We start from the raw sequence: 23,929 nt of genomic DNA on the forward strand, positions 1-23,929 counted from the left end.
ATTATGAATGGTATTTGTACTCTTGCTAATGATTATGTTTTCGATCAACTGGTAGCTTTGCTCAACAGTATTGATGTTATCTTAGGTTCACAAACTCCTGTCTGCATCTATCCTTTTGATGACCAGACACAGCGTATTACTAATGAAATAGCTAAGCGCCCGAATGTATTTATTTACGACGATCAAGAATCAATCAATCGCTGGGATCAATTTATGCTGGCAGCAGCCCCAGAACGATTAAATCGTAGTAAACACCGTCTTTATGGCGCTCATCGACGTTTTTGCGCCTTTGATGCTCCCTTCGATAAATTTATCTATTTAGATGCAGACACAGTGGTTATGAACTCACTTGCATCAGTATTTGAAAAATTAGACAATTATGATTTTATTGTCTACGATTTTCAATTTAAAGATGTTAGCAAAATATATAATATAAACTCTCCTAAATTATTAGATATTTTCGAGCAAAAACGTATTGATACAGAAATATTTTGTTCAGGTTTCTATGGAGCAAAACGAGGAATTTTTAACACAGAGCGAAGAGATTGGTTGATATCTCGTTTGCAAAGTGGTGAGACGGAAATTTTGTATGATGGTGCTGGTGAACAACCGTTGCTTAATTACATGGTAATGAGGTCTAATCTTGCTATTTATAACTTTGCTCAGGAATTACCAGATAGTGAAAAAACAGGTTGTTCCGCAACTTCAAAGCACTTCGAGGAGCGAGAACATATTCTCTATGATAAAGGTAATCGGCTAACTTATCTCCATTACATTGGTGTTCCTCCTCATATCAACCAAGCAGTATGTGCTGGAGAAAATATTGAGTTTCCTTATCGAGATTTATTTCTCTACTACCGTTATATTCATGAACCTGATAAGAGACCAGTCTTTAAAAAACCTCCTCAGCGTTATGATGCTCCTCCACCAAATATGCTCACCAAAGCTCTGCGAAAATTAAAGTTAATTAACCAAGGATAATATATGAGCCGAGGAATTTATATAGTTGCTAATGATCACGTTATCGATAATGCGATCGCTTTGCTCAATAGCATTCGTTTTTATGATCCAGAAGTTACAGTTTATCTGATACCATTTAACGACAATTATCAAAAAGTAGCAAATCAACTTGCCACATTACACAATGTACAAATTTTTCCAGAACTAGAACTTATTAATAAATTTACTAACCGTATTGGGGAGATTTTTGATAGAGATTTCTTAGCCTTACCCAATAAAATGCGTAAGCTGGTGGCTTGGTTTGGCCCTTTAGATGAGTTTATTTATATTGATACTGATATTGTTGTTTTTGAAAAAATTGCCGGCAATTTAGATAAACTCTCAGAAATTGATTTTTTCTGTTGCGATTATCATTATGCAAATGATCAGTTGCGAAATATCTTTTCTCCACTAGTGAAAGAGCAGCAAATTTTTACAGATGTACAACTTAAAGATGTTTTCAACAGCGGTTTTTGGGCTTCTAGAAAAGGAGCTATTACGGAGCAACAGATGGATGAAACTTTGCGTGAGTGTGCTATGCATCGCGAATATTTCGATTTTTCTGAAGGAGTAACAGACCAACCTATCCTGAATTATCTTGTTCTGAAATTAATTGCTAAACGTGGCAATCTTGTCAAAATTCCTGGGGGAGGGCCTGGTAGTTGGGCAGGTTCACGAAATTTTCAACAGCAAGATTACGCTCTTTATGACCGAGGACAGCGACTCAAATATCTACACTGGGCTGGCACACGGATTAAAACTGGTAGTCCCTATTGGCAATTGTGGGAACACTATCGTTATCTCCATGAAGGTAAATTTGCCTTTATCCCAAAATTGACTCGCCGCTTGTTTCCTTTTGTGGCTGCCCGCACATAAATATAGTACTAATATTAGGAGTATTATGATGACCAATGGCATTTACATCCTAGCCAATGATGTAGTCTATGACCAATTAATTGCATTACTCAATAGTATAGAAGTTAATGCTGGGAGGAAAATTCCGATTTGTATAATTCCCTATAATGATCGGCTAGACAAAGTGCGAGCAGAGATTGCATCTAGAGATAATGTCACTTTATTTGAAGACACTGATTCCATAGCCTATTGGGATAATTTTGCCACTCAGGTATGGAAAAATTATCCCAGAGCGCAAAAAAATTGGCGAGAGTGGGGCTTTTCGGAACTTTATGAGTTACCAATGCACCGCAAATTTTGTGCTTTGGATGGCCCCTTTGATAAATTTATTTATTTTGATGCAGATACACTATTAATGGGGGAAATAGATTATATATATGAAAAGTTAGATAGTCATGATTGGGTAGTCAATGATTTTCAGTATAAGTCTGATTTAAAATATATTTTTGATGGTTCGCCAGAGCTTATACAACAAGTTTTTCCAGAAGAAAACTTGCAATCTAAAATATTTTGTGCTGGGTGGTTTGCTACTAAAAAACATATTTTTTCTCAAGAGTTTTTAGGAAATATTTTTGAGAAGTTAAACACTGGTGAAGTTGATGCAATGGCTTTTGTTGCACCTGATCAATCTTTATTTAACTACTTAGTACTAAGGAGTAGAATTTCATATTATAACTTTGCTTATCATGGAGGACAAAAAGCAACTGGTAATCATTGGAGTTCTAATTTTGACGTAATAGATAATGTTCTTTATGACCAAGGACGGCGGCTGACATATCTACACTATATGAGTATTAGTTCATCAAGCTTTACTAAACTTTGCGCTGCTGAAGATGTTAGTATTCCATACCGAGATGTGTTTTTGCATTATCGTTATTTAAAGTCACCAGAACAAAGACCTCAAAGCTTTAATCATCAGAATCCCCTAATGCGTCTACAAAAGTCTACGACAAGTTTTATCAACCAAAAAGTCAATAATATTAAGCTTAACTATCGCAATTTTAAAGATAAAATTAGTAGATAAAGCCAATAAAGTGAGTTTTTTAAAATGGCAATACTCAGATACCCGACTTCTTAAAGAAGTCGGGTATCTTGTTATTTATGAATGTTTTAAAATTGCTATGGGTTACATCAGCTTATTGAGCAAATTTTGTATGTAAGAAAGTTCTCCGCCTTTTTTTTCAACCACCAGCAATAACACAATATTTTCTAGAGATATCATACATAGTTGCTTCATTAGTTACTTATTCTTTAATAAATACGGCGGATTTTAAGTTAGGATATTCTTTAGCAGTAAATTTAAATTATTCTTTGTCTTGCGAGTATGATTCTTGAAAATTACTAATAAAATTATTATAAACAAATTTTTATTTGAGTAAATTTTCTACTGCTTTCAGCTTATTAGAGTAAATAAAAAATATTTAATACTTTAATATACATCCTATTAGCGGTAATAAAATTTATAATTCTTCAAAGTTGTAAGTCTTAAGGACAATGCGCGATAGTAGTAGCCAATGCGTTTATTTATTTTACGTACCAATTTTTGGAAAATTGAATTTTTTTGATATTCAATCGCTTCATGCTGTTGAAAATATATCAGTGTTGCATCTGGATTGGCTTGTCCTCTTTTTATTTTCTGTCTTTCTACCCAATCCTTGAAATAAATAATATTTTCCATAGCACCCCATCTAACTGGCAATCCTGCTTTAGCAGCAGCTAATCCTATTACATAGCCTTCCGCACCATAAAAACCGTTTAATTCACAGTAAAGTGCGATCATTTCCCAATATTTGATAAATTCTGTTTCTCGGTCATCTTGCCTTGTGACTACAAATAACATTTCCATTACAAACTGGAGATTAGTATCTTCTAAGTCCAACTCCAAATTTTGTGCTATTTTGCTAAGAATTTCTAAGTCTTTAATTCTCTTTGGTTTGTGCAAATCATTTACTGAATCAATATAAACTTGATTATGTTTTACAAAACTTGCACAACTTCTGGCTGTTATACCGGGCAGCCATGTTATTTTTTCTGGTAACTTAGCTAATATTCTGATATCTGCATCGACAAATATGCAGGTGTCAAAAAGGGATAATGCTTTAGCAATGACAAACCTTTTGTCATGGTAACAACCAAGGCTTTGTTGTCGATGCTTAAATGCTAAAACATTAGGATATTTAAAAAATTCCTGCGGTTTATCTGTTAATATTATTAAAGAAGTTCCTGGTGAATGTTGTTCAATATCTTGAGCTAATAGAAATGCATGAGAACGATATCTCTTGCCTAAAGCTAAGCTACAAAAGCAAAAACTCTGTACTTCTTGATTCATAACTCTCTTAAATATTTTTTTTAAGCATAAAATTTTAGCTGGAAATATTAGGAAAAAATAATAGCAAAAGAGCTTTACTAGTTTCCAAACAATATTATTTTCACATATATATTATGCTTCTCAGTACAGTGAGATTACGTAATTCTTACTAATAAAAAATTCTGAGGAAAAATTATTTAATATCGCATTTGAAGAGACCCAAATTCTGACGTTTCTACTATATAATTCTCTTTCACCTACCTATGGGAGCTAAACAATTTATCTAAGTCTGATAGGGTTAGTAATATAAATATTTTTTAATTGAATTAATAGGTCTATCCTTTCCTTAAATCCCTGCTACAGATATAAAAGTAGGGGCTTACAGATGTACGTCCCTATAGCAAATTTATTTGTGAATAGATTTTTGAAAAAAGCATCACTGTTCACTGGAAATAAATTCGCTTTATTCCCAGGGAACAGTTATATTAAGTAGGTAGGTGCCAAAAAAGTCAGCTATGTTAAGATATGTAAAGACTGATAATGCATCTACAAGGTAGTTGGTGTATGGGTGCGCGTTTAAGGGTATTTCTGACTCCTGAGCAAGACCAAACTTTACTAAATCTGAGAAAACAGGATGTACCACAGAAAGTCAAAGACAGGGCGGAAATAATCAGGCTAAATGCACATGGTTGGTATGTAGAGAAGATAGCAGATCACTTTGATTGTCACAAAAAAACAGTCACAAAAGTTTTGCATCAATGGCAAAAACTGGGCACAGAAGGGCTTTGGGAATCTCCTGGGCGAGGGGGGAAACCAAAGTGGCTTGAGGATGACATGATATTTTTAGAAGAATGCCTCAGAAACGAGCCACGCACATACAATAGTTCTCAGTTAGCTTTGAAGTTGAAAACAGAACGCAACGTTGAGATGAGTGCCGACAGATTAAGACGGGTACTCAAAAAAAGGGGGTCGATTGGAAACGGACAAGGAAAAGCCATAAAGGAAAACAAGACCCAGTAGCACGAGCAAACAAGCAAGCAGACCTAGACATGTTGGAATTAGCTGCTGCCACTGGTGAAATAGACCTGAAATACCTAGACGAGTCAGGGTTCTGTATGTGGAGCGAACCTAGTTATACATATTACTTTAGAGGTGAGCAAAAACGGTTAGAACAGACTAAACGCCGTGGTCGCAGATTAAGTATTATCGGGCTTCTCCAACCTTTAATCAGTTTTGTTTACGGTTTAGTTATCGGTGGTGTTGACCGTAAATCTTATATAGAAATGATGGAGAAAGAAGCCAAACAAGCCCAAGAAACTGGACGTATCAGCGTGATTGTGCAAGATAACGGGCCAATACATCGCTGCCAAGAAGTTCAACAATTGTGGAAAAAATGGGAAAGTCAGGGTTTGTACATCTTTTTTCTCCCGAAATATTGCTCAGAAATGAATCCAATTGAATTGGAATGGCAACATCTCAAGAAAGATGAGTTATCCGGGCAAGCATTTGATGATGAGCTAGATCTCGCTTACGCCGTCATCAATGGTGTTCAAGCTAGAGGAAAAAAAAACAATCACAACACACATCGTGTAAAATTTAGCTCTAGATTATCAACTTAAGATTTTGTTACATAGTAGAAAATTTCGGTGCCTACCTACTTAGCTGCGGAAAATGCTGTAACTCAAGCTGTGAGCAATGCTAATTTTCTGGAGGCTAATATTTATGCTCTACCTTTTCCAGATAACTCGTTTGACGCTATCTTTTCTCATGCGCTATTTGAACATCTTCAGGAACCTGTGAAGGCATTACAAGAACTGTCAAGAGTTTTGAAACCAGGAGGAATTATTGGTCTTCGTAGTCCTGACTGGGGTGGATTTTTGATTACACCTACCACACCAGAACTAGAAAAGGTAATGTCCTATTACAAGTGGATTCAACAGCAGAATTCTGGTAATCTTTACGTGGGTAGAGAGTTACGAGCATTGTTAAGAAAAGCTGGGTTTACTAATATCAATGCTTCAGCTTCTTATGAATGCTATGAACCGTTGAGTTTGATTACAGAATATTTAGCACTGCGAATTGAGACTTCACAAAATATTGAGCAAGCTGTTGAAAAAGGTTGGACTGATGAGCAGACAATTACAGCTATGAGTCGCGCTTTACGAGAATTGAGTCAGCATCCAGATGGGTTTTTTGCACAAGCTTGGTGCGAAGTTGTAGGGCAAAAAGTATGAGTTAAATGCAGAGAGAAGTATGAGCGGCGGCTTCCGCCCATCATAACTTCTCCGAGACGCTACGCGAACGGTGGGAGCGCAAAGTTAATCGCAAAGTAGCGCAGAGGTTTATAAAAATTTTTACTAAAGAATTTGCGATAGAAACTTGCGTGTTCTTTCTTCTTTGGGATTGCTAAAAAAGGCGCTAGGGGTGGCTGATTCCACAAGAGAACCACTATCCATGAGAATAACTCGGTCGGCGACTTCACGAGCGAATCCGACTTCGTGGGTGACGACTACCATTGTCATACCATCACGGGCAAGACCTCGCATTACATCCAAAACTTCTCTTACCATTTCTGGATCTAAGGCTGAGGTGGGTTCGTCAAACAGCATAATTTTGGGTTGCATAGCTAAAGCACGTGCGATCGCTACCCGTTGCTGTTGTCCCCCAGACAACTGTCCTGGATATTTTTGTGCTTGTTCTAAAATTCCCACTCTTTCTAGTAATTGTATTGCTAATTCTTCAGCTTTGATTTTTGAGAAACGACGCACCCAAATTGGAGCCAAAGAGATATTTTGCAGTACTGTCAAATGGGGAAATAAATTGAACTGCTGAAATACCATTCCTACTTCTCGCCGAATTGCCTCAATATTCCGCAAGTCATAACTCAGAGTAATACCATCAATAATTATCCTTCCTTGTTGATATTCTTCTAAAGCATTAAATGTGCGGATAAATGTAGATTTTCCTGAACCAGAAGGCCCCATTAAGACTACTACTTCTCCACGATTTACTTGTAAGCTCACACCTTGAAGAGCGTGGAATTTTCCATACCACTTGTGAACATCTTCAGCAATAATTATTGGTGTTTGTTCTGTCATGGTATTCTACCTTATAAATATTAATTTAAAAAGTTAAACCTTTAATTACTTAATTGTCTTTCTAATCGCCGAGATGCTAACGACATGGAGTAACAAAATACCCAGTAAATTAAGCCAATAAATAGATAAACTTCAGCATAGCGACCAATAAACTGCGGCTGCGCCAGGATAGAACGGGCAATACCTGTAAGTTCTACTAATCCTACTAAAGATAATAGTGAAGTATCTTTAAATAAACCGATAAACTGACCAACAATTGCAGGAATAACCGCACGCAAAGCTTGAGGTAAGATAATTAATATAATCACTAAGGCAGTATTTAATCCCAACGCTTTAGCGGCTTCAATTTGTCCGCGTGGGATTGCTTGAAGTCCACCGCGTACATTTTCTGCCATGTAAGCAGCACTAAATAAAACTAATCCAGCGATCGCACGCACTACTCTATCTAAACGTACGTCGGCTGACAAAAATAAAGGCAGCATTACCTGAGCGAGGAATAAAATCCCAATCAGTGGCAATCCTCGAATAATTTCAATGTAAAGAATAGAGAGCCACCGAACTACGGGTAAATTACTCGTACGTCCTAAAGCCAATAAAACCCCAATTGGAAAAGAAAGGACAATACTAACTGCTGCCATTAGTAGAGTAAGTAGCAAACCATTCCATAAATTAGTAGGTACAGATTGTAAGCCAAATCCCCCGCCAATTAACCATAAAATAATTGGGAAAGATAACAACCATAATAGAGAAAGCCAAGGGGTTATTACTTTAGTAAAAGTTCTCCCAACCCAAAAGCCTGCAAATATTAAAACCGCAATTAATAGTAGCCAAACACGAGATGTCAAATCCAACGGTAAAATAACCAGCAGGGCGCTGACTATGAAAGTAAATAGAGCAAGATAAAGCTTTTTAAACTCTTGGTTTACAGAAAATGCACCTACAGTTATAGCGCCCAAAGTTGAAGCGATCACCAATACAATCCAAGCCCGCCAGTATAGAGTTTGGGGAAACCTTCCCACTAAAAATAAACGTAAATTAACCTGAATTACCTGCCACTGTGCTTGAGTAATTGCCCAAATTAAGACTCCCCGCAATACCCAAAAAAGTAGTACCAAGCAGACAACAGTTAACAAGCTGTTGTACCAAGTACTAAACAGATTTTTACGCAGCCACAATAATTGAGGATTTGTCATTTTTCATTTTTCATTTTTCATTTGTTATTTGTCCCTTACTCACCTTTATCCCCTTCTTTCGTCTATCTTTCCTGAATTTGCACGGTGCGATTGAACAAATTCATAATTAGAGAAATAGTCAAACTTAGGGTGAGATAGGTGATCATAATCAGTAACATCACCTCTACAGCTCTCCCCGTTTGATTAAAGGTAGTGGAGGCGACAAAATAAACATCGGGGTAGCCGATCGCGATTGCTAAACTCGAATTTTTAGTTAAATTGAGATACTGACTTGTCAAAGGTGGAATGATTACCCGTAAAGCTTGGGGAAAAATCACCAACCGCATAACCAAACTTGGTTTTAAGCCTAGCGATCGCGCTGCTTCCCATTGTCCTTTGGGTACTGATTTAATCCCACCTCGAACAATTTCTGCGATAAATGCACCTGTGTAAAAAGTCAAGCCTAAAAGTAGAGATGAAAACTCTGGAGACAAGGTAAACCAAGGAAGTTCTAAGCCATTTTGACTCAGGGATAAAAAGCCCAAAATGGAAATTTTATTTTCTGTCTTAGGAACACTTAAGAAAACGGCAAAGTACCAAAATAGTAATTGCAGCAGTAAGGGCGTATTGCGGAAAACCTCAACGTAAACCATAGCAATATTTCGCACTAACCAATTATCAGATAGCCGAGCAATCCCAGCACTTATTCCGACAATTGTTGTAAGAACAATTCCTGCGACTGCCACCCGCAAAGAGTTAATTAGCCCCACCCACAAGGCGCGGCTATAGGTGTCAGTCGGTTTGTAGTTAATAGGCGTTTCGCCAATATCGAAAGATGCTTGCTGTTGGAGAAAATCAAATCCAAACTGAATGCCCAACCGCTGTAAATTGCGGTTGAGATTACCCCACAATATGGTTATTACAACTGCTACTAAAAATACCGCAATTAATTGCCCAGCAATGCGCCAAAAGCGATTATCACGCCATATAGGTGGTTTTGAATTTGTCATTGGTCATTGGGCATAGGGCATTGGGCATTGGTTATTTCTTTGATCTTCATCTCCATCTTCCTCATTTACCGAAATGGTGGAGAATAAAGCAGTCCGCCTTTGTTCCAGAGTTGATTTTGACCGCGAGCTAGATTAAGTTTTGTTTTGGGGCCGAGGTTGCGATCGTAAATCTCAGCATAGTTACCGACGTGCTTAATTACTCTTGCTGCAAAATCGTTTGTTAAGCCAAGACCCTGACCAAGGTTACCTTCTGTTCCTAAGAAGCGCTTAATGTCTGGGTCATTACTAGTGGCGAATTGACCCACATTCTGAGAATTAATGCCCAACTCCTCAGCTTTTACCAGCGAATATACTACCCATTTGACAGTGTCACCCCACTTAGTGTCTCCTTTAGAAACTGCTGGCGCTAGCGGTTCCGAAGAAATTACTTCATTAAGAATCACGTTATCTTCTGATTTGGGTAGAGTCGTGCGCCGAGAAACCAATGCTGAACGATCAGCTGTAATGGCGTCGCAACGTCCTTGACTATAGGTGGCAAAGGTAACATTAACGTCTTCAAAGACAACAGGTTTGTAGGTAATGCCCCGTTTTCGCATTTGGTCAGCCAAATTTTGTTCAGTGGTAGTACCAGTTTGAACACAAATAGCTTTGTCTTTCAGCTCTGCTAGGGACTTAATATTGCTATTTTTGCGAACCATTATGGCTTGACCGTCATAAAAGACGACGGGTGCAAATTCAAGACCTTGTGAAGTGTCGCGACCAAGTGTCCAGGTAGTGTTGCGACTGAGAAGGTCTACTTCTCCAGTTTGCAAGGCGGTAAACCGCTCTTTTGCATTGAGATTACGAAATTCTACAGCATCTGGGTTATCAAACAAAGCAGCTGCGACGGCGCGACAGACATCTACATCAATACCACTATATTTACCGTCAGTTCCTACAAAGCTAAATCCTGGAACTTCACCACTGACACCGCAAATTAGCTGACCACGGTTTTTGACTGTATCCCAGCGATTTCGAGTTGCTTGTGTCGCTGGAGTACTGGCTGAGTTTGCTGTTTGTGCTGACTCTCCACTACAAGCGCTGATGGCAAATATGAAAGGTGCGATCGCTAAAATTAAAGATGATTTTCGCATAAACTTCAATAGATACTCAAAAACAGAAAATGTATTGCTCACTACAAGGATTTAGTAAAAACAATTTGAACCTTGTAATATAAAACTTTATCAGCCTCTGTGTTATATTTTTCTCTATTAAAGCGGTGGTTGAGATTTTTACTTATTTTCTCAAAAGTCTTGTGAGCTTATAGAAATTATTTCTACTTGGCTGGATTTTCTGGATATGATATTAAATATTCTTTCTATGCTTTATATAGCAATCTATGGATCAAACCTAGAAGGTAATATTAAAATTTGGGAAATTATCTAGTGTTTTTCCCATCTAAATAAATTATTGGCAACACTTAATAGTTTCTCTTACTAATTAGTAGAGACACCAATAAATTATCGTTCACAACACAGAATAAAAATATATTGTTCATGTTTTTCATGCCCAATGCCGAACTTCCTATTTTCATCCTAGCTTTATTGCATACTTCTAGGTGACCATAAGTAGCGACACCAACCCAAGCAACAACCCCTAGCAGGTTAAACTAGGTCTGATAACAGCTGCTCCACCATTCCTTATGAGGCTTTTATGGGAGCTAATCTGAAACAGATTACCAAGTACCTAGATAACCTTGGTTGGGACTACCGTATAGATGATGAAGAAGACCGTATTATAACAGGTGTGGAAGCTGACAACTTAGAAGATTTCTTAATAGTTGTCCAACTAGATGAAGATGGAAGATTTTTTCGGGTATTTGCCCCTCAAGTTCTGGTGGGAGTTCAAGACCATCCTCATAAAGGAGCTATCTTACAGACAATGCTTGCCATTTCTTGGGAAACCAAAATGCTGCAATGGGAGTATGACCCATCTGATGGTGAAATCCGTGCCATTATTGAGTTTCCCCTAGAAGACTCGATTCTCACAGAAAAACAATTTCACCGTTGCCTAAGTGGATTAATTCAGATTGTTGATGGTATAGCGTTACCTCGCTTGAAAGAAGTGATGAAAACAGGTCTTGATCCAGGTAACGTAGAACTTGGCGAAAGATTATTGCTCAGTATTCAAGAAGAGGCTCCAGGATTACTAGAATTGCTAGAGAAGGCAATGGAAGCACGCAAGAAGCGGGGAAGTTTTCCTAGCGAGTGAGACGGATCATCCCTGAAATAGCTATACTCCTAAGTGATACCTTCACAATATACTGAACTTTTCTGGGGCTGGATTTTATGACATCCTATGCAACCTCCTCTGCCAAAGCGGAAATGAGCGAACTCAGGCGGTTAAAAGGCCTACTACCGCCAGAATTGCAGAGCTGGGTCACGGTTGAAGGCACAACTGAGGTTAATCCACCCCTGATCCGCAGCGAAGAAATTGGTAAAGACCAAGTAGAAATTCAAATTGACTTGGTGAAATGGGATGCCCTCGCGATGGATCAGCGTAATCTGCTGTTCTGGCATGAAGTAGCCCGCGTGCAGAATGACACAATCCCGAAAGATGGTTGGGAAATGGCAGCACTAGCGATTGGTTTAGGTGGTGCTGTCGGTGAGTTGTGGGTACAAGATGGATTGCTGCTGGTGTTAGCTTTGGCACTGTGTGGCATCTCAGGCTGGCGATTATATCAAAAAAATAATGGTGGCAAACAACTCGTAGAATTGGTCGATGCCGATGAAAAAGCGATCGCCCTAGCAACTCGTTTTGGTTACAGCCTCCCCAATGCCTACAAGAGTTTGGGTAGTGCCTTAAAAACTCTAATCGACAACACTCCAAGCAAGCGCCAACGCTCTAAATACGAAGCACGGCTCTCTGCACTTAAACGCAGTGCCAACAAAGCAAAAGCTAAATCTAGACCGATAGATGAAGGCGGACTGTAGATATCAGAAAGTAAATTGGGTGGGCAACGCCCACTCCAAAAATATTTAGTTACTTTTCATTTAGCTTGAACTGCCGCTTCAGCCAGAATGCACTCAAACCAAGCAGTACGAGTCCAGCAGTTGCCGTTGGTTCTGGTACTTTTACTGGCGGGACAAATCCCTTCAATTCTTCACTAGTAGCTTTAAAAGCATAAAGATAAGTGGGAATCAAACTCTGTCCGGCAGGACAAGCGCTATCAATTGATACTTGAGTGCCACCTGAACAAACATCAAACTGCACATCACTATCATTCTGAGTCACACTAAAGTCGTTATCCGTACCCACTAGAATTGCATAGGAACCATCAGCAAGTTGAGGGCCGATCGCTAAACCTTCCAACTTCTCTGGGATGCTTTGTCCACTTTGTTCTAGCAGTTCAGCTATATCAATAAACGGGGATGTAGACTTACTTACAGGTGTAACTCCTACAGGTAGGTTATTCGTACCTGCCAAGCTAATACCACTAACATTAATTGCACCTGTCAGATCAATTTTGTAGACGCGCTTACTAGCAACAGAATTCTTACTAGTAACATCTTCTACACCAACACCCCGATTATCTCGCTCCAATACTAAAAATTCTTTGTCATTCAAAGCCGTAATAGCACTAATACCAATATTCCGTCCTTGAGAATTTGCGCCAAAAGTATCTTCAGGAACACGCGCATTGATATCAGCTAAACTTTCTAACTGATAAATATATTGAGCTGTACTTTGACCTGTTTTTGTGTCAAATTCTACTATTCTCAAATTAGGGCTGCGCCGCCCATCTGGTGAACCCTCGTTAACTAAGGAGTCTTGCAGCATTGCAAATAATTTGCTGCCATCTGGACTCAGAGTTACTCCTTCAAAACCGCGGTTATCTTGGCGACCGCTGGTAATAGTTGGGCGACCATCGACATAGTTGATATCGTTGCCAGCTTTGGGAATCAAATTTTCTGGAGTGGTTAATGCTCTGAGGAAGGAACCAGTGGCACTAAATTCGTACACAGACGGCCCATATTCATCAGAAACATAGAAATTGCCATTAGGGGCGATCGCAAATCCTTCTGGGTCAAAACTCAGCCCCAAAACTCCAGCATTGCCGTTGAGTTTACTAGGGTTCAACCCACTAAAGTTTTCACCATTTTTAGTGAAAAGAATAGTATCCAGTAGCTTGAAATTACTAATTGCACCCGTGTTTGAGTCCACATTCAGAGAAAACTTTTGTACCCGCGTATTGTAGGAAATAACGCCGCCACCTGGGCCACGATCTACAAGACCGTAGTACACATTATTGTAGCGATCGTAGTAGAGATCCGAGAAAAAACCACCTAAACGATTATTGTTAGCGCTATTACCACCCAATGAATACAAGTCTGTACTTTCACCAGGTATAGTTATGGAATTGGTGAGGGAAATAGCCTTAGCAGAATTTACAGATCCAGTAATACTAACTACAACAGCCAAAAACGAACAGCTTAATACAGAAAGCCAATGCTGTGCTTGAATCATGTCTCAGTCCGAACAATCAATTTTTTCAGCATTAGACTTCCGTATTAAGAAAAAGTTAACCAGAAATTAATGTGTTTAATTTGACTTCAAATTTTCATAAAATCTTGGTTTCTCTTGATTTTATCTTTGTCAAACTCAAATTAAACCCCATAAGCAAATGCCTAAAAGGAGGCGTTGACAATACCTCTACCTCTTATCCAGTCCCCAGCCCCCAGCCCCCTAAAGCTGATTCAGCATTTTATGTGTTTGAGGTATCACACGTACTTGCTTGACAGATCGCTTCATCAAAGCTTGCCAAGATAAAACTTGATTTGGAGAAGGGGCAAGCGCAGGCATTTGAGTGAATTGTTCAGAGGCTGGTAAAGGCGTTACAGGTTGTAAAAATACTGGGATATCCTCATTTACCTCTGCCACCAGCAAAGCGGCCTCCTCTAACTCTGCTGGATCTGTCTGTTGAGACACAATTATCTTGACAAAAACATTTAAATTTGATGATTGACAGAGTTGGAGAAATTTACCGTGTTCTTGCCAATAAGTTTCGCCACTGACACTAGGCAGCTTAAAATCCATACCTACAGAATCTAAGTATGGAAGAATCATAGCCAGTTGTTCTGGGCGATGTCCGCCTGTTTCGAGGTATATAGGTAAACCAGTTCTAGCTCGCACTTCCGGTAGAAATTGAGTTAAGAATGAAGCATGAAGAAGTGGTTCGCCCCCAGTTAAGCTAATGCTATCGTGTAGACAAGGTAGATTTTGCCTTTCAACCCATTCTATTAATATGGGTAGTGGGACAGGATTAGAGTGAATTTCAAAGTCGCGTAATCCTGGGTACCGCTCTATCCTACAGGTAGAGGGTGGATTCCAAGTATGGGCACTGTCGCAAAAATGACAGCGTAAGTCACAAAGAGCAAAACGAATAAAAATCTGGCGTGTCCCAACATTCAGCCCTTCTCCTTGAATGGCAGAAAAGACTTCAACCAGGCGTGCATTAGATGTAACCGTAGTTTTAGCAATCATTTGATGAGAGCAACGCGATCGCGCTGCGTCGGCACAACAGCAAGGATGTTTTTGGCTTCCTTCTCTATTGTGAATCGTCGCTAGCGATCTCGAGTCTCAAACCAAGTTAACCAGCGATTAGTCCTTATTCCTACTAATTAAACATTGGGTTAGGTAAGTTTTTAGGACAAAATAATGTTTGGCAGATTAAATTATACATGGCAACGAAAGTGCAGAGCTTCATGACTAGCCAATCCACTGAGGTAGATTTTTCAGTTACTTCCCTAAATGACACGGCTATAGTGCAGGTACCCGCGCGGTTGAGCGTACTTGAGGCTGTAAGCTTTAAGCAAACCTGCCAAGGCTTAACCCAAGCCAATTCACATCCTCAGCAAATCATCATAGACTTTCACCAAACTACTTTTATTGATAGTAGTGGTTTAGGCGCATTAGTCAGTAATTTTAAATATGCTCAGGAAAAAAGGATTGCATTAACACTCCGGAATGTTACCCCTCAGGTAATGGCAGTCCTAAAACTCACAGGTTTGGATGAAGTTTTTCCTATTGAATCTGTTGATGAAGAGCCGCCAATAAAACAAAATGATATCGTAGAAACTCGTAAAACAGCTTCTCGGCAGGTAGAGCAGTTACCTACTACTCATCCTTCTATGGCGTCTTGGATGAAACGGTTCATAGACATTGTTGGCTCACTGATTGGTTTAATTATTACAGGAGTTTTGTTAATTCCCATTGCGATCGCTATTCAAATAGACGATCCAGGCCCCATTTTATTTAGCCAAACCCGCTGTGGTTGGATGGGGAAGCGTTTTAAGATTTGGAAATTCCGCTCTATGTGTGTAGATGCGGAAGCAAAGAAATCCCAAGTCAAGAACCAAGCGCAAGGTGCTTTTTTCAAGAATGAGAACGATCCAAGAATTACGCAGATAGGACGCTTTTTGCGGCGAACTAGTCTGGATGAACTCCCCCAATTTTGGAACGTCCTCAAAGGAGAGATGAGCCTAGTAGGTACTAGACCACCCACACCTGATGAAGTAGAACGCTATGAAGTACCAGAGTGGCAACGTTTAGATGTTAAACCTGGGATGACTGGCGAGTGGCAAGTTAATGGTCGGTCTACAGTACGTAGTTTTGAGGATGTAATTCGCCTAGATTTGCAGTATCAACAAAATTGGAGTTTAGTATACGATTTAAAGCTAATTTTCAAAACAGTAGCTATCCTGTTTCACAAAAACAGTGGTGCTGTTTAGCCTATTACCTTTATTTACAATTTGCTAGGAACTGGCAACTCCTACGAGAATCGTTAAGTACACCCAAGACCATTTTGGCTTGGGTGTATATTAGTTTTACGTACAGTAATCTTATAAGAATATTTTTTTTATTTATGCTTCTTTAAAAACTTACTAGGAGAAAATTTTCTTACTGTTTAGGGCTATTTATTAAGCCCTACTTTTTTCTGAGTAATTATATTAATTTTATCTTCTCCAGAGTAAGTGATAGCGTTTTCAATTTGAAATTTTCCCCAAGAATTGACCACAATATAATATTTCCAAATTTTAATCAAGCTCTATTGATTACTGTTGAAAGTATATTTAACTAATAGTGAATGTCAAGTGATACCAGAATTTATACTTAGACATAGATTAAATTTAACACTTTAAACGCTCCTAAAGTAGTAAAAAAAGTATTAGATTACTTTAAGTACTTGATATCAAATTTTACTTAATCTTTAATTAAAATACCTGACATAAAAAGAGTCAGAAGAGACAATTAAATATAGGAGCTACCAAGCACCAAAAGATGTTTAAAAAACATATTGTCATTAAATTAAGTACCTCGACTACTTCTGGCTAATTTTTTATGCGGATTTTAATTTACTCATACAACTACTACCCAGAACCAATTGGTATCGCTCCGCTGATGACTGAATTAGCAGAGGGATTGGTTAAGCGCGGACACCAAGTGCGCGTAGTTACTGCTATGCCCAACTACCCTGAGCGTCAAATTTACCAAGAATACCGAGGTAAATGGTTTGTCACAGAATACAAAAATGGCGTTGAAATTCAACGCAGTTATGTTTGGACTCGCCCGCAACCCAACTTACTAGATCGGGTATTGCTAGATGCTAGTTTTGTTGTGAGCAGTTTTATCCCAGCTCTTTTTGGCTGGCGTCCAGATATTATTCTCTCAACATCACCTTCTCTGCCAGTTTGCGTACCAGCTGCTCTAGTAGGATGGTTGCGTGCCTGCCCAGTAATCTTAAATTTACAAGATATATTGCCAGAAGCCGCTGTACACGTCGGCCTACTGAAAAATAAATTGCTGATTCAGGTATTTAAAGCATTAGAAAAATTTGCTTACCGCAGTGCCAGCAAAATTAGCGTTATCGCTGATGGGTTTGTGGAAAACTTATTATCTAAGGGTGTCAAAGCTAAGAAAATTGTGCAAATTCCCAACTGGGTTGATGTGAATTTCATCCGCCCTTTGCCCAAAGAAAATAACCCTTTCCGTGCGGCACATAACCTAGATGGCAAATTTATAGTGCAGTATTCTGGTAACATTGCCCTGACTCAAGGCTTAGAAAGCGTTATTAAAGCTGCTTCTTTATTGCGGCATATCCCAGATATTGCCTTTGTCATCGTTGGAGAACCAAAAGGTTTGCAACGATTGCAAAAGGAATGTCTAGCCTGTGGCGCAGATAACGTTCTTTTACTGCCGTTTCAACCCCGAAAAGATTTGCCCCAGATGTTGGCAGCTGCGGATGTAGGTTTAGTGGTGCAAAAGAAAAATGTCGTATCTTTCAATATGCCCTCGAAAATTCAAGTCCTACTAGCCAGTGGTCGGGCATTGGTTGCATCTGTTCCTGATAATGGTACGGCAGCTAGAGCTATTAGGCAAAGTGGCGGCGGAATTATTGTTTCGCCAGAAGATCCTCAATCATTAGCAATGGCAATTTTAAACTTGTATCAAAACCCAGAAAAAGTCAAAACTCTAGGTTATAAAAGTCGTCAATATGCTGTAGAACATTATGCTTTTGAGCAAGCTTTAAATCAGTATGAGAATTTGTGTTACTCGCTGATAGCAGATAGAGAAATTAAGTCAGCAATTGTGAGGAAACAAGAAGTTTAACCTACCCTAACAGAGTCAGACTGTATACCACTCTTTGCAGTAAAATCATAGTACTAAGAGTCAAAAAAATAGACTTAAAATCTAGATAGCAAGAGATTTTAAGCCTCGTGAAGTTCGCTCTCAAAACATAGTGCAATAGACAACGTAAGTTTTTGGGTACTTCATCTAACTAAAATTTGACGGCTCCACTTCATTAAAGCTGTGGAAGAGTTAAGTTGTTCAGTGCATCTACTAGGGTATTTTGGGGTCTGAGTCCAATTTAACCCGACTATAGCTGAAGCCTTCTAATGGAATGACTAAGTAGACGTCACCATAAAAGAGATTTGGAAATATCCAAGCTTTATTTAGGGTTTGACTTCGTTCTACCCAACCTAGTAAATAATTAGACTTCATCTCTTTCCATAATTTGCCTAAATTCTGGAGTATAACAAGCTAGCTAATAGCTATAACACTGGTGTAAACCACACTTTAGGTAGATTAAGGATAATTTAGTCTGCTGTATCGTACTCTTAACTTATAGCTGATAGCCAAGATGCGGCACACTAAACAATTACAAGCTTTAGCCATCAAGTTGTCTAGTTCGTTTATAATTATTTCTGAAGATTTTTGCTGACAAGCCATTGCGTCATTGCTCCCCACATAATACAGACTCGCAGTTAGTGCTTGCTCGTAGCAAAATCCCTATAACCGATCGAATAATCAGCCGCATAGACACGTGTTTTTTTGTTAGTATTCAAAAAAACCTATTTACACAGTTGCAGTTCAATTTTGTAAGTAGATGTAAGAATTGTTACAAAAGGAAGAAAGCACTGAGGTTTAATGTCTGATTATTTCCAAGGAGATTTCCAAGTACAACCTGGCTCAGCAATTAAGAGTGCGCTACGAAGCCCCTCTGAAATAGAAGATGCGAGTGGAAAATTAGCTATAACCATTGCTGAAGCCGCATCAGACCGCAAAGCTGGTGAGATTTTATTGCTTAGAGTAGCAGATGTGTCTTACCTAGCTGATTACTTTGTGATGATGACAGGCTATTCTCGGGTACAAGTAAGGGCGATCGCTGACGCAATTGAAGATAAAGTTGAGAAGGAATGGCAACGGCGTCCCTTAAGAACAGAAGGAAAAGCTGAAGGGAGTTGGGTGCTGCTAGACTACGGCGAAGTGATCGTTCATGTCATGATGCCTAAGGAGCGAGAGTTTTATAATTTAGAAGCATTCTGGATTCATGCAGAACGCATTTCGCTGCCAACATCCGATGACGGCGGGGGTAAGCCAACATGATTAGGTCTTCGGTTTCCAATTGTCCAGTTCCCGCAGAGCAGCAACCCCTAAATGAGTACGAAGAGTTAAAAACATCTTGGCTGTTTCGTGATAGCACCTCAGATTGGCGTGAATATATCACAAAAATGGCTTGGATTTGGGGTTTATCTTGGCTCGTAGCAGGACCTGTAGCATCTGCGAGTTTTCCGCCACACAAGTATCTGGGACATTTTCTCCTCTCTGGTGCAGCAGGAGCGACCGTAGGGGTAGTACTGGCGCTAGTACGATTGTACTTGGGCTGGTTCTACGTGAGCGATCGCCTTTACAATTCCACAGTATTTTACGAAGAGTCCGGCTGGTACGACGGTCAAATTTGGACGAAGCCGCAAGAAGTCTTAACTCGCGATCGCTTAATTGTCACCTACGAAATTAAACCCATTCTCCAACGGTTAAAATTTACCTTTGCTGGCTTGGCGGGAATGTTCGTTATTGGTACTATAGTTTGGCATTTGCTGTAAATAGTCATTGGTCATTAGTCAAATGACAAAGGACAAATGACTAATGATAAATAAGAAAAAGGTATAAAATTTAACCCATGACAATGGGCAAACGAACTCAAGCTACAGCACTGGAAGTCCGGCTGCTGCGTGAAGGTATTATTGAATCGAGGCATATAGTCCAGGCTGTTGTATGCGATGAACGAGGACGGGTGTTGACTGTTGCAGGCAATTCTGAGACTGCTACATTTGTCCGTTCAGCACTGAAACCATTTCAGGCACTGGCAGTCACTACTACAGGTACACTGGAACGTTACGACCTGAGCGATCGCGACCTAGCAATTATTACTAGTTCCCATAGAGGAAGAATAGAGCAAGTACGACAGGTATTTAACATCCTTTGGCGGGCTGATCTTGACCCTACCGCCCTCCAATGTCCGATTCCTGAAGGTAAACAAAGTCCACTGGAATACAATTGCTCTGGTAAACACGCAGGGATGTTAGCCGTTTGTCAACAACGCCATTGGCCTTTGAATAACTACTTGGAACGCAAGCACCCAATACAGCAATTGATTTTGGGTAAAGTAGCAGAGTTGCTGCGAATGCCAGCAGAGGAATTTATCAGCGCTCACGACGACTGCGGCGCACCAACTTATCTCATGCAACTCAGTCAAATGGCGTCTTTGTATGCCCTACTAGCCTCTAGTAATAATTTGGATATGGAACGCATTGTCCGGGCAATGACTCATCACCCGGCTATGGTGGCAGGAGATGGAGAATTTGATACGGAACTGATGCGCTTAACTCCAGGGGAACTGGTAAGTAAAGCTGGTGCTGAAGGAGTGCAGTGCATTGGTAGGCTTGGTGAGGGTATGGGATTGGCAATTAAAGTTATGGATGGGGCAAAACGCGCAAAATACGCTGTTGCTATCCACCTGCTCCAGCAGATGGGTTGGATTAGCCCCAGTGCAGCAGAAAGCTTGTCAGAAAAGTTTATGACTTTGGGAAAATACAAGCGTTTAGAAGTCATTGGAGAATTATCGTTTTTGTAGTTGCCAAACTTTTGACTTTAGGTTATACTTTAAAAGTCAAGAGGCGACGCGGGATAGAGCAGCCTGGTAGCTCGTCGGGCTCATAACCCGAAGGTCAGTGGTTCAAATCCACTTCCCGCCACCAAATAAAAAATAAAACAAACCCCTGCAATAAAGAAAGTTTGCAGGGGTTTGTTTTATTTTGATCTATTCTGGAGTAGGAACCTTCCAAAAAGCGCGGAGAAACATGGTTGTGAAGTTGCAGCGACCAATTTTAGTGGGAGGACTGGGACTGTCCTTTTCCCTATGGATGCTACAAAGTTGGCATGATTCAATAGTGCAGTTAGGCGAGTTTAGTCTATTGAGTGCTTTAGCAGTAGGCGGTGGTTTGTGGTTATTCCAGCATCATCGCTCAAAAGACAGTTTAGAGCAGCTAAATGCTATGCCTGTAGATCGGGCGAGTGTGGAAAGTGCGATCGCTAAAGCTGAAGTCGTAATTAATCAACTGGCACAAGAAGCCGAAAACCACATAGCCTTAGAGACACTGCGAGGGCAAGTTGTCCAGTTATTAGTGGAATTAGACAGGCAAAAAATTCAAATTGCTGTTACTGGCGGTAAATCTGTAGGTAAAAGTACTTTGATTCAACTGTTAGAGAAGTTGTATGCAACTTCTGTAGATTTCCAAGAGACAGCACCTTTGTTTAGAGAAGCTAGTGACAAATCAGATGCTGCTGTTTTGGCAGAATTGACAAAATCAGATTTTGTCCTATTCCTCACCAATGGTGATTTGACTGATTCAGAATTTCAAAGTTTACAGCAGCTAAAAGCAACTAATCAGCCGAAAATCCTGGTTTTTAATAAACAAGACCAGCATTTAGCAGATGAACGCGCTAGTGTGTTGCTGTCATTGAAACAGCGGATGCAAGAAAATGTAATTGCAACTGCGGCCTCTCCCATTCCCATCAAAGTGCGGAAGCATGAAGCTGATGGTTCTGTACAAGAGTGGATGGAACAACCAGCACCAGACATCCAACAGTTGACGCAGCAGTTAACTGAAACTTTGGCACAGCAACGAGAAAAGCTGGTGTGGGGAACCACTATGAGGAAAGCTGGTTTCTTGAAAGCTGAGGCTAAAAACTGGCTAAATGGAACCAGACGCGATCGCGCTACTCCAGTTATTGAACAATATCAATGGATAGCTGCTGCTGCTGCCTTTGCTAACCCAGTCCCAGCACTTGATATCCTGGCAACTGCGGCAATTAATGCCCAGATGGTGATGGATTTGGGTAATATCTATCAGCAGAAATTTTCCCTGGAACAGGCGCAAACCGTAGCTGGAACTATGGGAAGTTTGATGTTGAAACTCGGTTTAGTGGAAATTTCTACTAAAGCTATTGGCACAGTCTTGAAAAGCAACGCCGTAACCTTTGTTGCTGGTGGCGTGGTGCAAGGAGTTAGCGCGGCTTATCTTACTAGGGTAGCGGGGTTAAGTCTAATCGAGTATTTCCAACAACAGGAAATAGCTATAGATTCTGGAAGTGCTTTAAATCTCGATAACTTGCGGCAAACTTTGCAAAAGGTATTTCAACAAAATCAGCAGATGGGTTTTCTGCAAGGGTTTGTTAAGCAAGGTGTGAAGCGTTTGTTGCCAGAAGTGCAACAAGTTGAACTAGTGAAATAATTTCATGCAAAGACGCAAAGGCGCTAAGAGTTTCCTAGTGTCTTTGTGTTTTTGTTTCTTTAATATCAAAAAATAATGCTGGCAAGCGATCGCCCTTGTATATTCTCTTTTTTTGCAGGCTCAGGTTTCCTAGATTTAGGTTTTGAAACCAGCGGTTTTAATATTGTTTATGTTAATGAAATTTTCTCCCCTTTCATGGCAGCATACCGTTATTCACGGGAAGTTCTCAAGCTAGCATTACCAGAATACGGATATCATCACGGGGAAGCGGCAGACGTATCAAAACTTATTGATGGAGTACAAGCACAACACCTACGGCAATTAGTACAAGACTGCCACAAATCTAATAATATAGTGGGCTTTATTGGTGGCCCTCCTTGTCCTGATTTTTCTATAGGTGGTAAAAATAAGGGACATTTGGGAGATAATGGCAAGCTATCAGCTTCTTATGTGGAATTAATTTGTCAGAATTTACCAGATTTCTTTTTATTCGAGAATGTTAAAGGTTTATGGAGAACGAAAAAACACCGTTTATTTTTTGAATTGCTGAAGCAAAAGTTACATAAAGCTGGCTATATATTAACAGAGCGATTAATTAATGCTATTGAATATGGCGTACCACAAGATAGAGAAAGAATTATTCTTATTGGTTTTCGGAATAATTTTATTAATGATATAGGAATAAAACTACAGAAAGAACAGTTACTACCTAAAGGTATTTTCCCTTGGACAAAACAGATTATTTATCCTCAAGAAAGGGTTTTTGCTTATCCTTGGACTAAGTGCGAACCATTTAAAGCAGACTCTATATTGCCTTGTCCTAATGATATTCCTGAAGAATTAACAGTTGAATACTGGTTCAGAAAAAATAATGTGCTAAATCATCCTAATACTGAACACTATTTTCAACCAAGGGCGGGTATTACTAAATTTGCTGCTGTTGATGAAGGAGATGATTCTAAAAAGTCTTTCAAGCGTCTGCACAGATGGCGTTACTCTCCAACAGCTTGCTATGGAAATAATGAAGTACATTTACATCCCTACAAAGTCCGGCGAATATCTGTTGCAGAAGCTTTAGCAATACAATCTTTACCTACAAATTTTGTACTTCCAGAGAATATGTCACTTACTAATATGTTTAAAACTATTGGTAATGGTGTGCCATATTTGGCATCAAAAGTGTTAGCTCAAAATATTCTTGAATTTTTAGCCCCTGGCGAAAAAGAAACTGTTAATCTGCCTGCGCTAATATCGATTTAATGTAAACTCGAATACTTACAATAATTCGGTAAGCTTGGAAAGTTGGCATACA

The 23,929-nt window shown here is 39.5% G+C and carries 21 protein-coding genes and 1 tRNA gene; 15 read left to right on the forward strand and 7 right to left on the reverse strand.

Annotated features, from left to right (window positions below):
• The first annotated feature begins 3 nt into the window (after positions 1 to 3).
• Genes WKK05_RS27520 through WKK05_RS27530 form a run of 3 tightly spaced genes read left to right on the forward strand, consistent with a single transcriptional unit; the run spans position 4 to position 2,938 of the window.
• Positions 4 to 981 carry an Npun_R2821/Npun_R2822 family protein gene (locus WKK05_RS27520; RefSeq protein ID WP_341526203.1) on the forward strand — a complete coding sequence of 326 codons (978 nt, stop codon included), beginning with the start codon at positions 4 to 6 and terminating at the stop codon, positions 979 to 981.
• A 3-nt stretch (positions 982 to 984) separates the two neighbouring features.
• Entirely contained in the window at positions 985 to 1,875 is an 891-nt protein-coding gene (locus WKK05_RS27525) for an Npun_R2821/Npun_R2822 family protein (protein ID WP_341526204.1), read from the forward strand.
• A 25-nt stretch (positions 1,876 to 1,900) separates the two neighbouring features.
• Positions 1,901 to 2,938, forward strand: coding sequence for an Npun_R2821/Npun_R2822 family protein (locus WKK05_RS27530; RefSeq protein ID WP_341526205.1), 1,038 nt, complete (start codon positions 1,901 to 1,903; stop codon positions 2,936 to 2,938).
• 420 nt (positions 2,939 to 3,358) lie between these two features.
• Here the strand turns inward: WKK05_RS27530 and WKK05_RS27535 are convergent, their stop codons facing one another.
• A complete protein-coding gene (locus WKK05_RS27535) occupies positions 3,359 to 4,243 on the reverse strand; it encodes a hypothetical protein (RefSeq protein ID WP_341526206.1) in 885 nt (294 codons plus the stop codon).
• A 543-nt stretch (positions 4,244 to 4,786) separates the two neighbouring features.
• On the opposite strand from WKK05_RS27535, the gene WKK05_RS27540 reads away from it, so the two are divergent.
• Together WKK05_RS27540 and WKK05_RS27545 are read left to right on the forward strand one after the other, a co-directional pair.
• Positions 4,787 to 5,841, forward strand: a protein-coding gene (locus tag WKK05_RS27540) for an IS630 family transposase (RefSeq protein WP_341525019.1) whose coding sequence is annotated in 2 segments (ribosomal slippage) — positions 4,787 to 5,179 and positions 5,182 to 5,841 — 1,053 coding nt in all. Because the reading frame shifts where the segments join, the coding sequence is not laid out codon by codon here.
• 27 nt (positions 5,842 to 5,868) lie between these two features.
• Positions 5,869 to 6,456: a methyltransferase domain-containing protein gene (locus tag WKK05_RS27545; protein WP_341526207.1), complete on the forward strand. Its 588-nt coding sequence runs from the start codon at positions 5,869 to 5,871 to the stop codon at positions 6,454 to 6,456.
• A 123-nt stretch (positions 6,457 to 6,579) separates the two neighbouring features.
• Here WKK05_RS27545 and WKK05_RS27550 read toward each other — a convergent pair whose 3' ends face one another.
• The 4 genes from WKK05_RS27550 to WKK05_RS27565 all read right to left on the reverse strand — a co-directional run bounded on the left by WKK05_RS27550 (position 6,580) and on the right by WKK05_RS27565 (position 10,635).
• Positions 6,580 to 7,320 carry an amino acid ABC transporter ATP-binding protein gene (locus tag WKK05_RS27550; RefSeq protein ID WP_341526208.1) on the reverse strand — a complete coding sequence of 247 codons (741 nt, stop codon included), beginning with the start codon at positions 7,318 to 7,320 and terminating at the stop codon, positions 6,580 to 6,582.
• Positions 7,321 to 7,361: 41 nt separating this feature from the next.
• The gene (locus WKK05_RS27555) at positions 7,362 to 8,513 is read right to left on the reverse strand and encodes an amino acid ABC transporter permease (protein WP_341526209.1); all 1,152 of its coding nucleotides are present in this window, start codon (positions 8,511 to 8,513) and stop codon (positions 7,362 to 7,364) included.
• 62 nt (positions 8,514 to 8,575) lie between these two features.
• Positions 8,576 to 9,502 carry an ABC transporter permease subunit gene (locus tag WKK05_RS27560; protein ID WP_341526210.1) on the reverse strand — a complete coding sequence of 309 codons (927 nt, stop codon included), beginning with the start codon at positions 9,500 to 9,502 and terminating at the stop codon, positions 8,576 to 8,578.
• A 65-nt stretch (positions 9,503 to 9,567) separates the two neighbouring features.
• Positions 9,568 to 10,635 (reverse strand): amino acid ABC transporter substrate-binding protein, encoded by a 1,068-nt coding sequence (locus tag WKK05_RS27565; RefSeq protein WP_341526211.1) that lies wholly within the window; start codon positions 10,633 to 10,635, stop codon positions 9,568 to 9,570.
• 559 nt (positions 10,636 to 11,194) lie between these two features.
• Here WKK05_RS27565 and WKK05_RS27570 point away from each other — a divergent pair.
• Both WKK05_RS27570 and WKK05_RS27575 read left to right on the forward strand, forming a co-directional pair.
• On the forward strand, positions 11,195 to 11,752 hold the full coding sequence (locus WKK05_RS27570; RefSeq protein WP_341526212.1) for a hypothetical protein: 558 nt from the start codon (positions 11,195 to 11,197) through the stop codon (positions 11,750 to 11,752).
• Positions 11,753 to 11,829: 77 nt separating this feature from the next.
• Positions 11,830 to 12,474, forward strand: coding sequence for a DUF3318 domain-containing protein (locus tag WKK05_RS27575; protein WP_341526213.1), 645 nt, complete (start codon positions 11,830 to 11,832; stop codon positions 12,472 to 12,474).
• Between the two features lie 49 nt (positions 12,475 to 12,523).
• On the opposite strand, the gene WKK05_RS27580 is transcribed toward WKK05_RS27575, so the two are convergent.
• Complete coding sequence (locus WKK05_RS27580) at positions 12,524 to 14,008, reverse strand: esterase-like activity of phytase family protein (RefSeq protein ID WP_341526215.1); 1,485 nt, start codon at positions 14,006 to 14,008, stop codon at positions 12,524 to 12,526.
• Positions 14,009 to 14,227: 219 nt separating this feature from the next.
• On the reverse strand, positions 14,228 to 15,025 hold the full coding sequence (locus WKK05_RS27585) for a 7-carboxy-7-deazaguanine synthase QueE (RefSeq protein WP_341526216.1): 798 nt from the start codon (positions 15,023 to 15,025) through the stop codon (positions 14,228 to 14,230).
• Between the two features lie 197 nt (positions 15,026 to 15,222).
• Here WKK05_RS27585 and WKK05_RS27590 point away from each other — a divergent pair, with 197 nt between their 5' ends.
• The 8 genes from WKK05_RS27590 (at position 15,223) to WKK05_RS27625 (ending at position 23,877) form a co-directional block, all read left to right on the forward strand.
• Positions 15,223 to 16,272 (forward strand): exopolysaccharide biosynthesis polyprenyl glycosylphosphotransferase, encoded by a 1,050-nt coding sequence (locus WKK05_RS27590; RefSeq protein ID WP_341526217.1) that lies wholly within the window; start codon positions 15,223 to 15,225, stop codon positions 16,270 to 16,272.
• A gap of 610 nt (positions 16,273 to 16,882) precedes the next feature.
• Complete coding sequence (locus WKK05_RS27595; protein ID WP_341526218.1) at positions 16,883 to 18,151, forward strand: glycosyltransferase family 4 protein; 1,269 nt, start codon at positions 16,883 to 16,885, stop codon at positions 18,149 to 18,151.
• An 819-nt stretch (positions 18,152 to 18,970) separates the two neighbouring features.
• Entirely contained in the window at positions 18,971 to 19,429 is a 459-nt protein-coding gene (gene rsfS, locus WKK05_RS27600) for a ribosome silencing factor (protein WP_341526219.1), read from the forward strand.
• Positions 19,426 to 19,926: a CGLD27 family protein gene (locus tag WKK05_RS27605; protein WP_341526220.1), complete on the forward strand. Its 501-nt coding sequence runs from the start codon at positions 19,426 to 19,428 to the stop codon at positions 19,924 to 19,926. The genes rsfS and WKK05_RS27605 overlap by 4 nt, the downstream gene beginning before the upstream one ends.
• Positions 19,927 to 20,003: 77 nt before the next feature.
• Positions 20,004 to 20,957, forward strand: a complete 954-nt coding sequence (locus tag WKK05_RS27610) for an asparaginase (RefSeq protein WP_341526221.1) — start codon at positions 20,004 to 20,006, stop codon at positions 20,955 to 20,957.
• Between the two features lie 47 nt (positions 20,958 to 21,004).
• Positions 21,005 to 21,081 (forward strand) — tRNA-Met (locus WKK05_RS27615).
• A gap of 102 nt (positions 21,082 to 21,183) precedes the next feature.
• Positions 21,184 to 22,617, forward strand: coding sequence for a DUF697 domain-containing protein (locus WKK05_RS27620; protein WP_341526222.1), 1,434 nt, complete (start codon positions 21,184 to 21,186; stop codon positions 22,615 to 22,617).
• 75 nt (positions 22,618 to 22,692) lie between these two features.
• Entirely contained in the window at positions 22,693 to 23,877 is a 1,185-nt protein-coding gene (locus WKK05_RS27625) for a DNA cytosine methyltransferase (RefSeq protein ID WP_341526223.1), read from the forward strand.
• Positions 23,878 to 23,929: the final 52 nt, after the last annotated feature.

The organism is Nostoc sp. UHCC 0302 (genome assembly GCF_038096175.1).
Taxonomy (GTDB): domain Bacteria; phylum Cyanobacteriota; class Cyanobacteriia; order Cyanobacteriales; family Nostocaceae; genus UHCC-0302.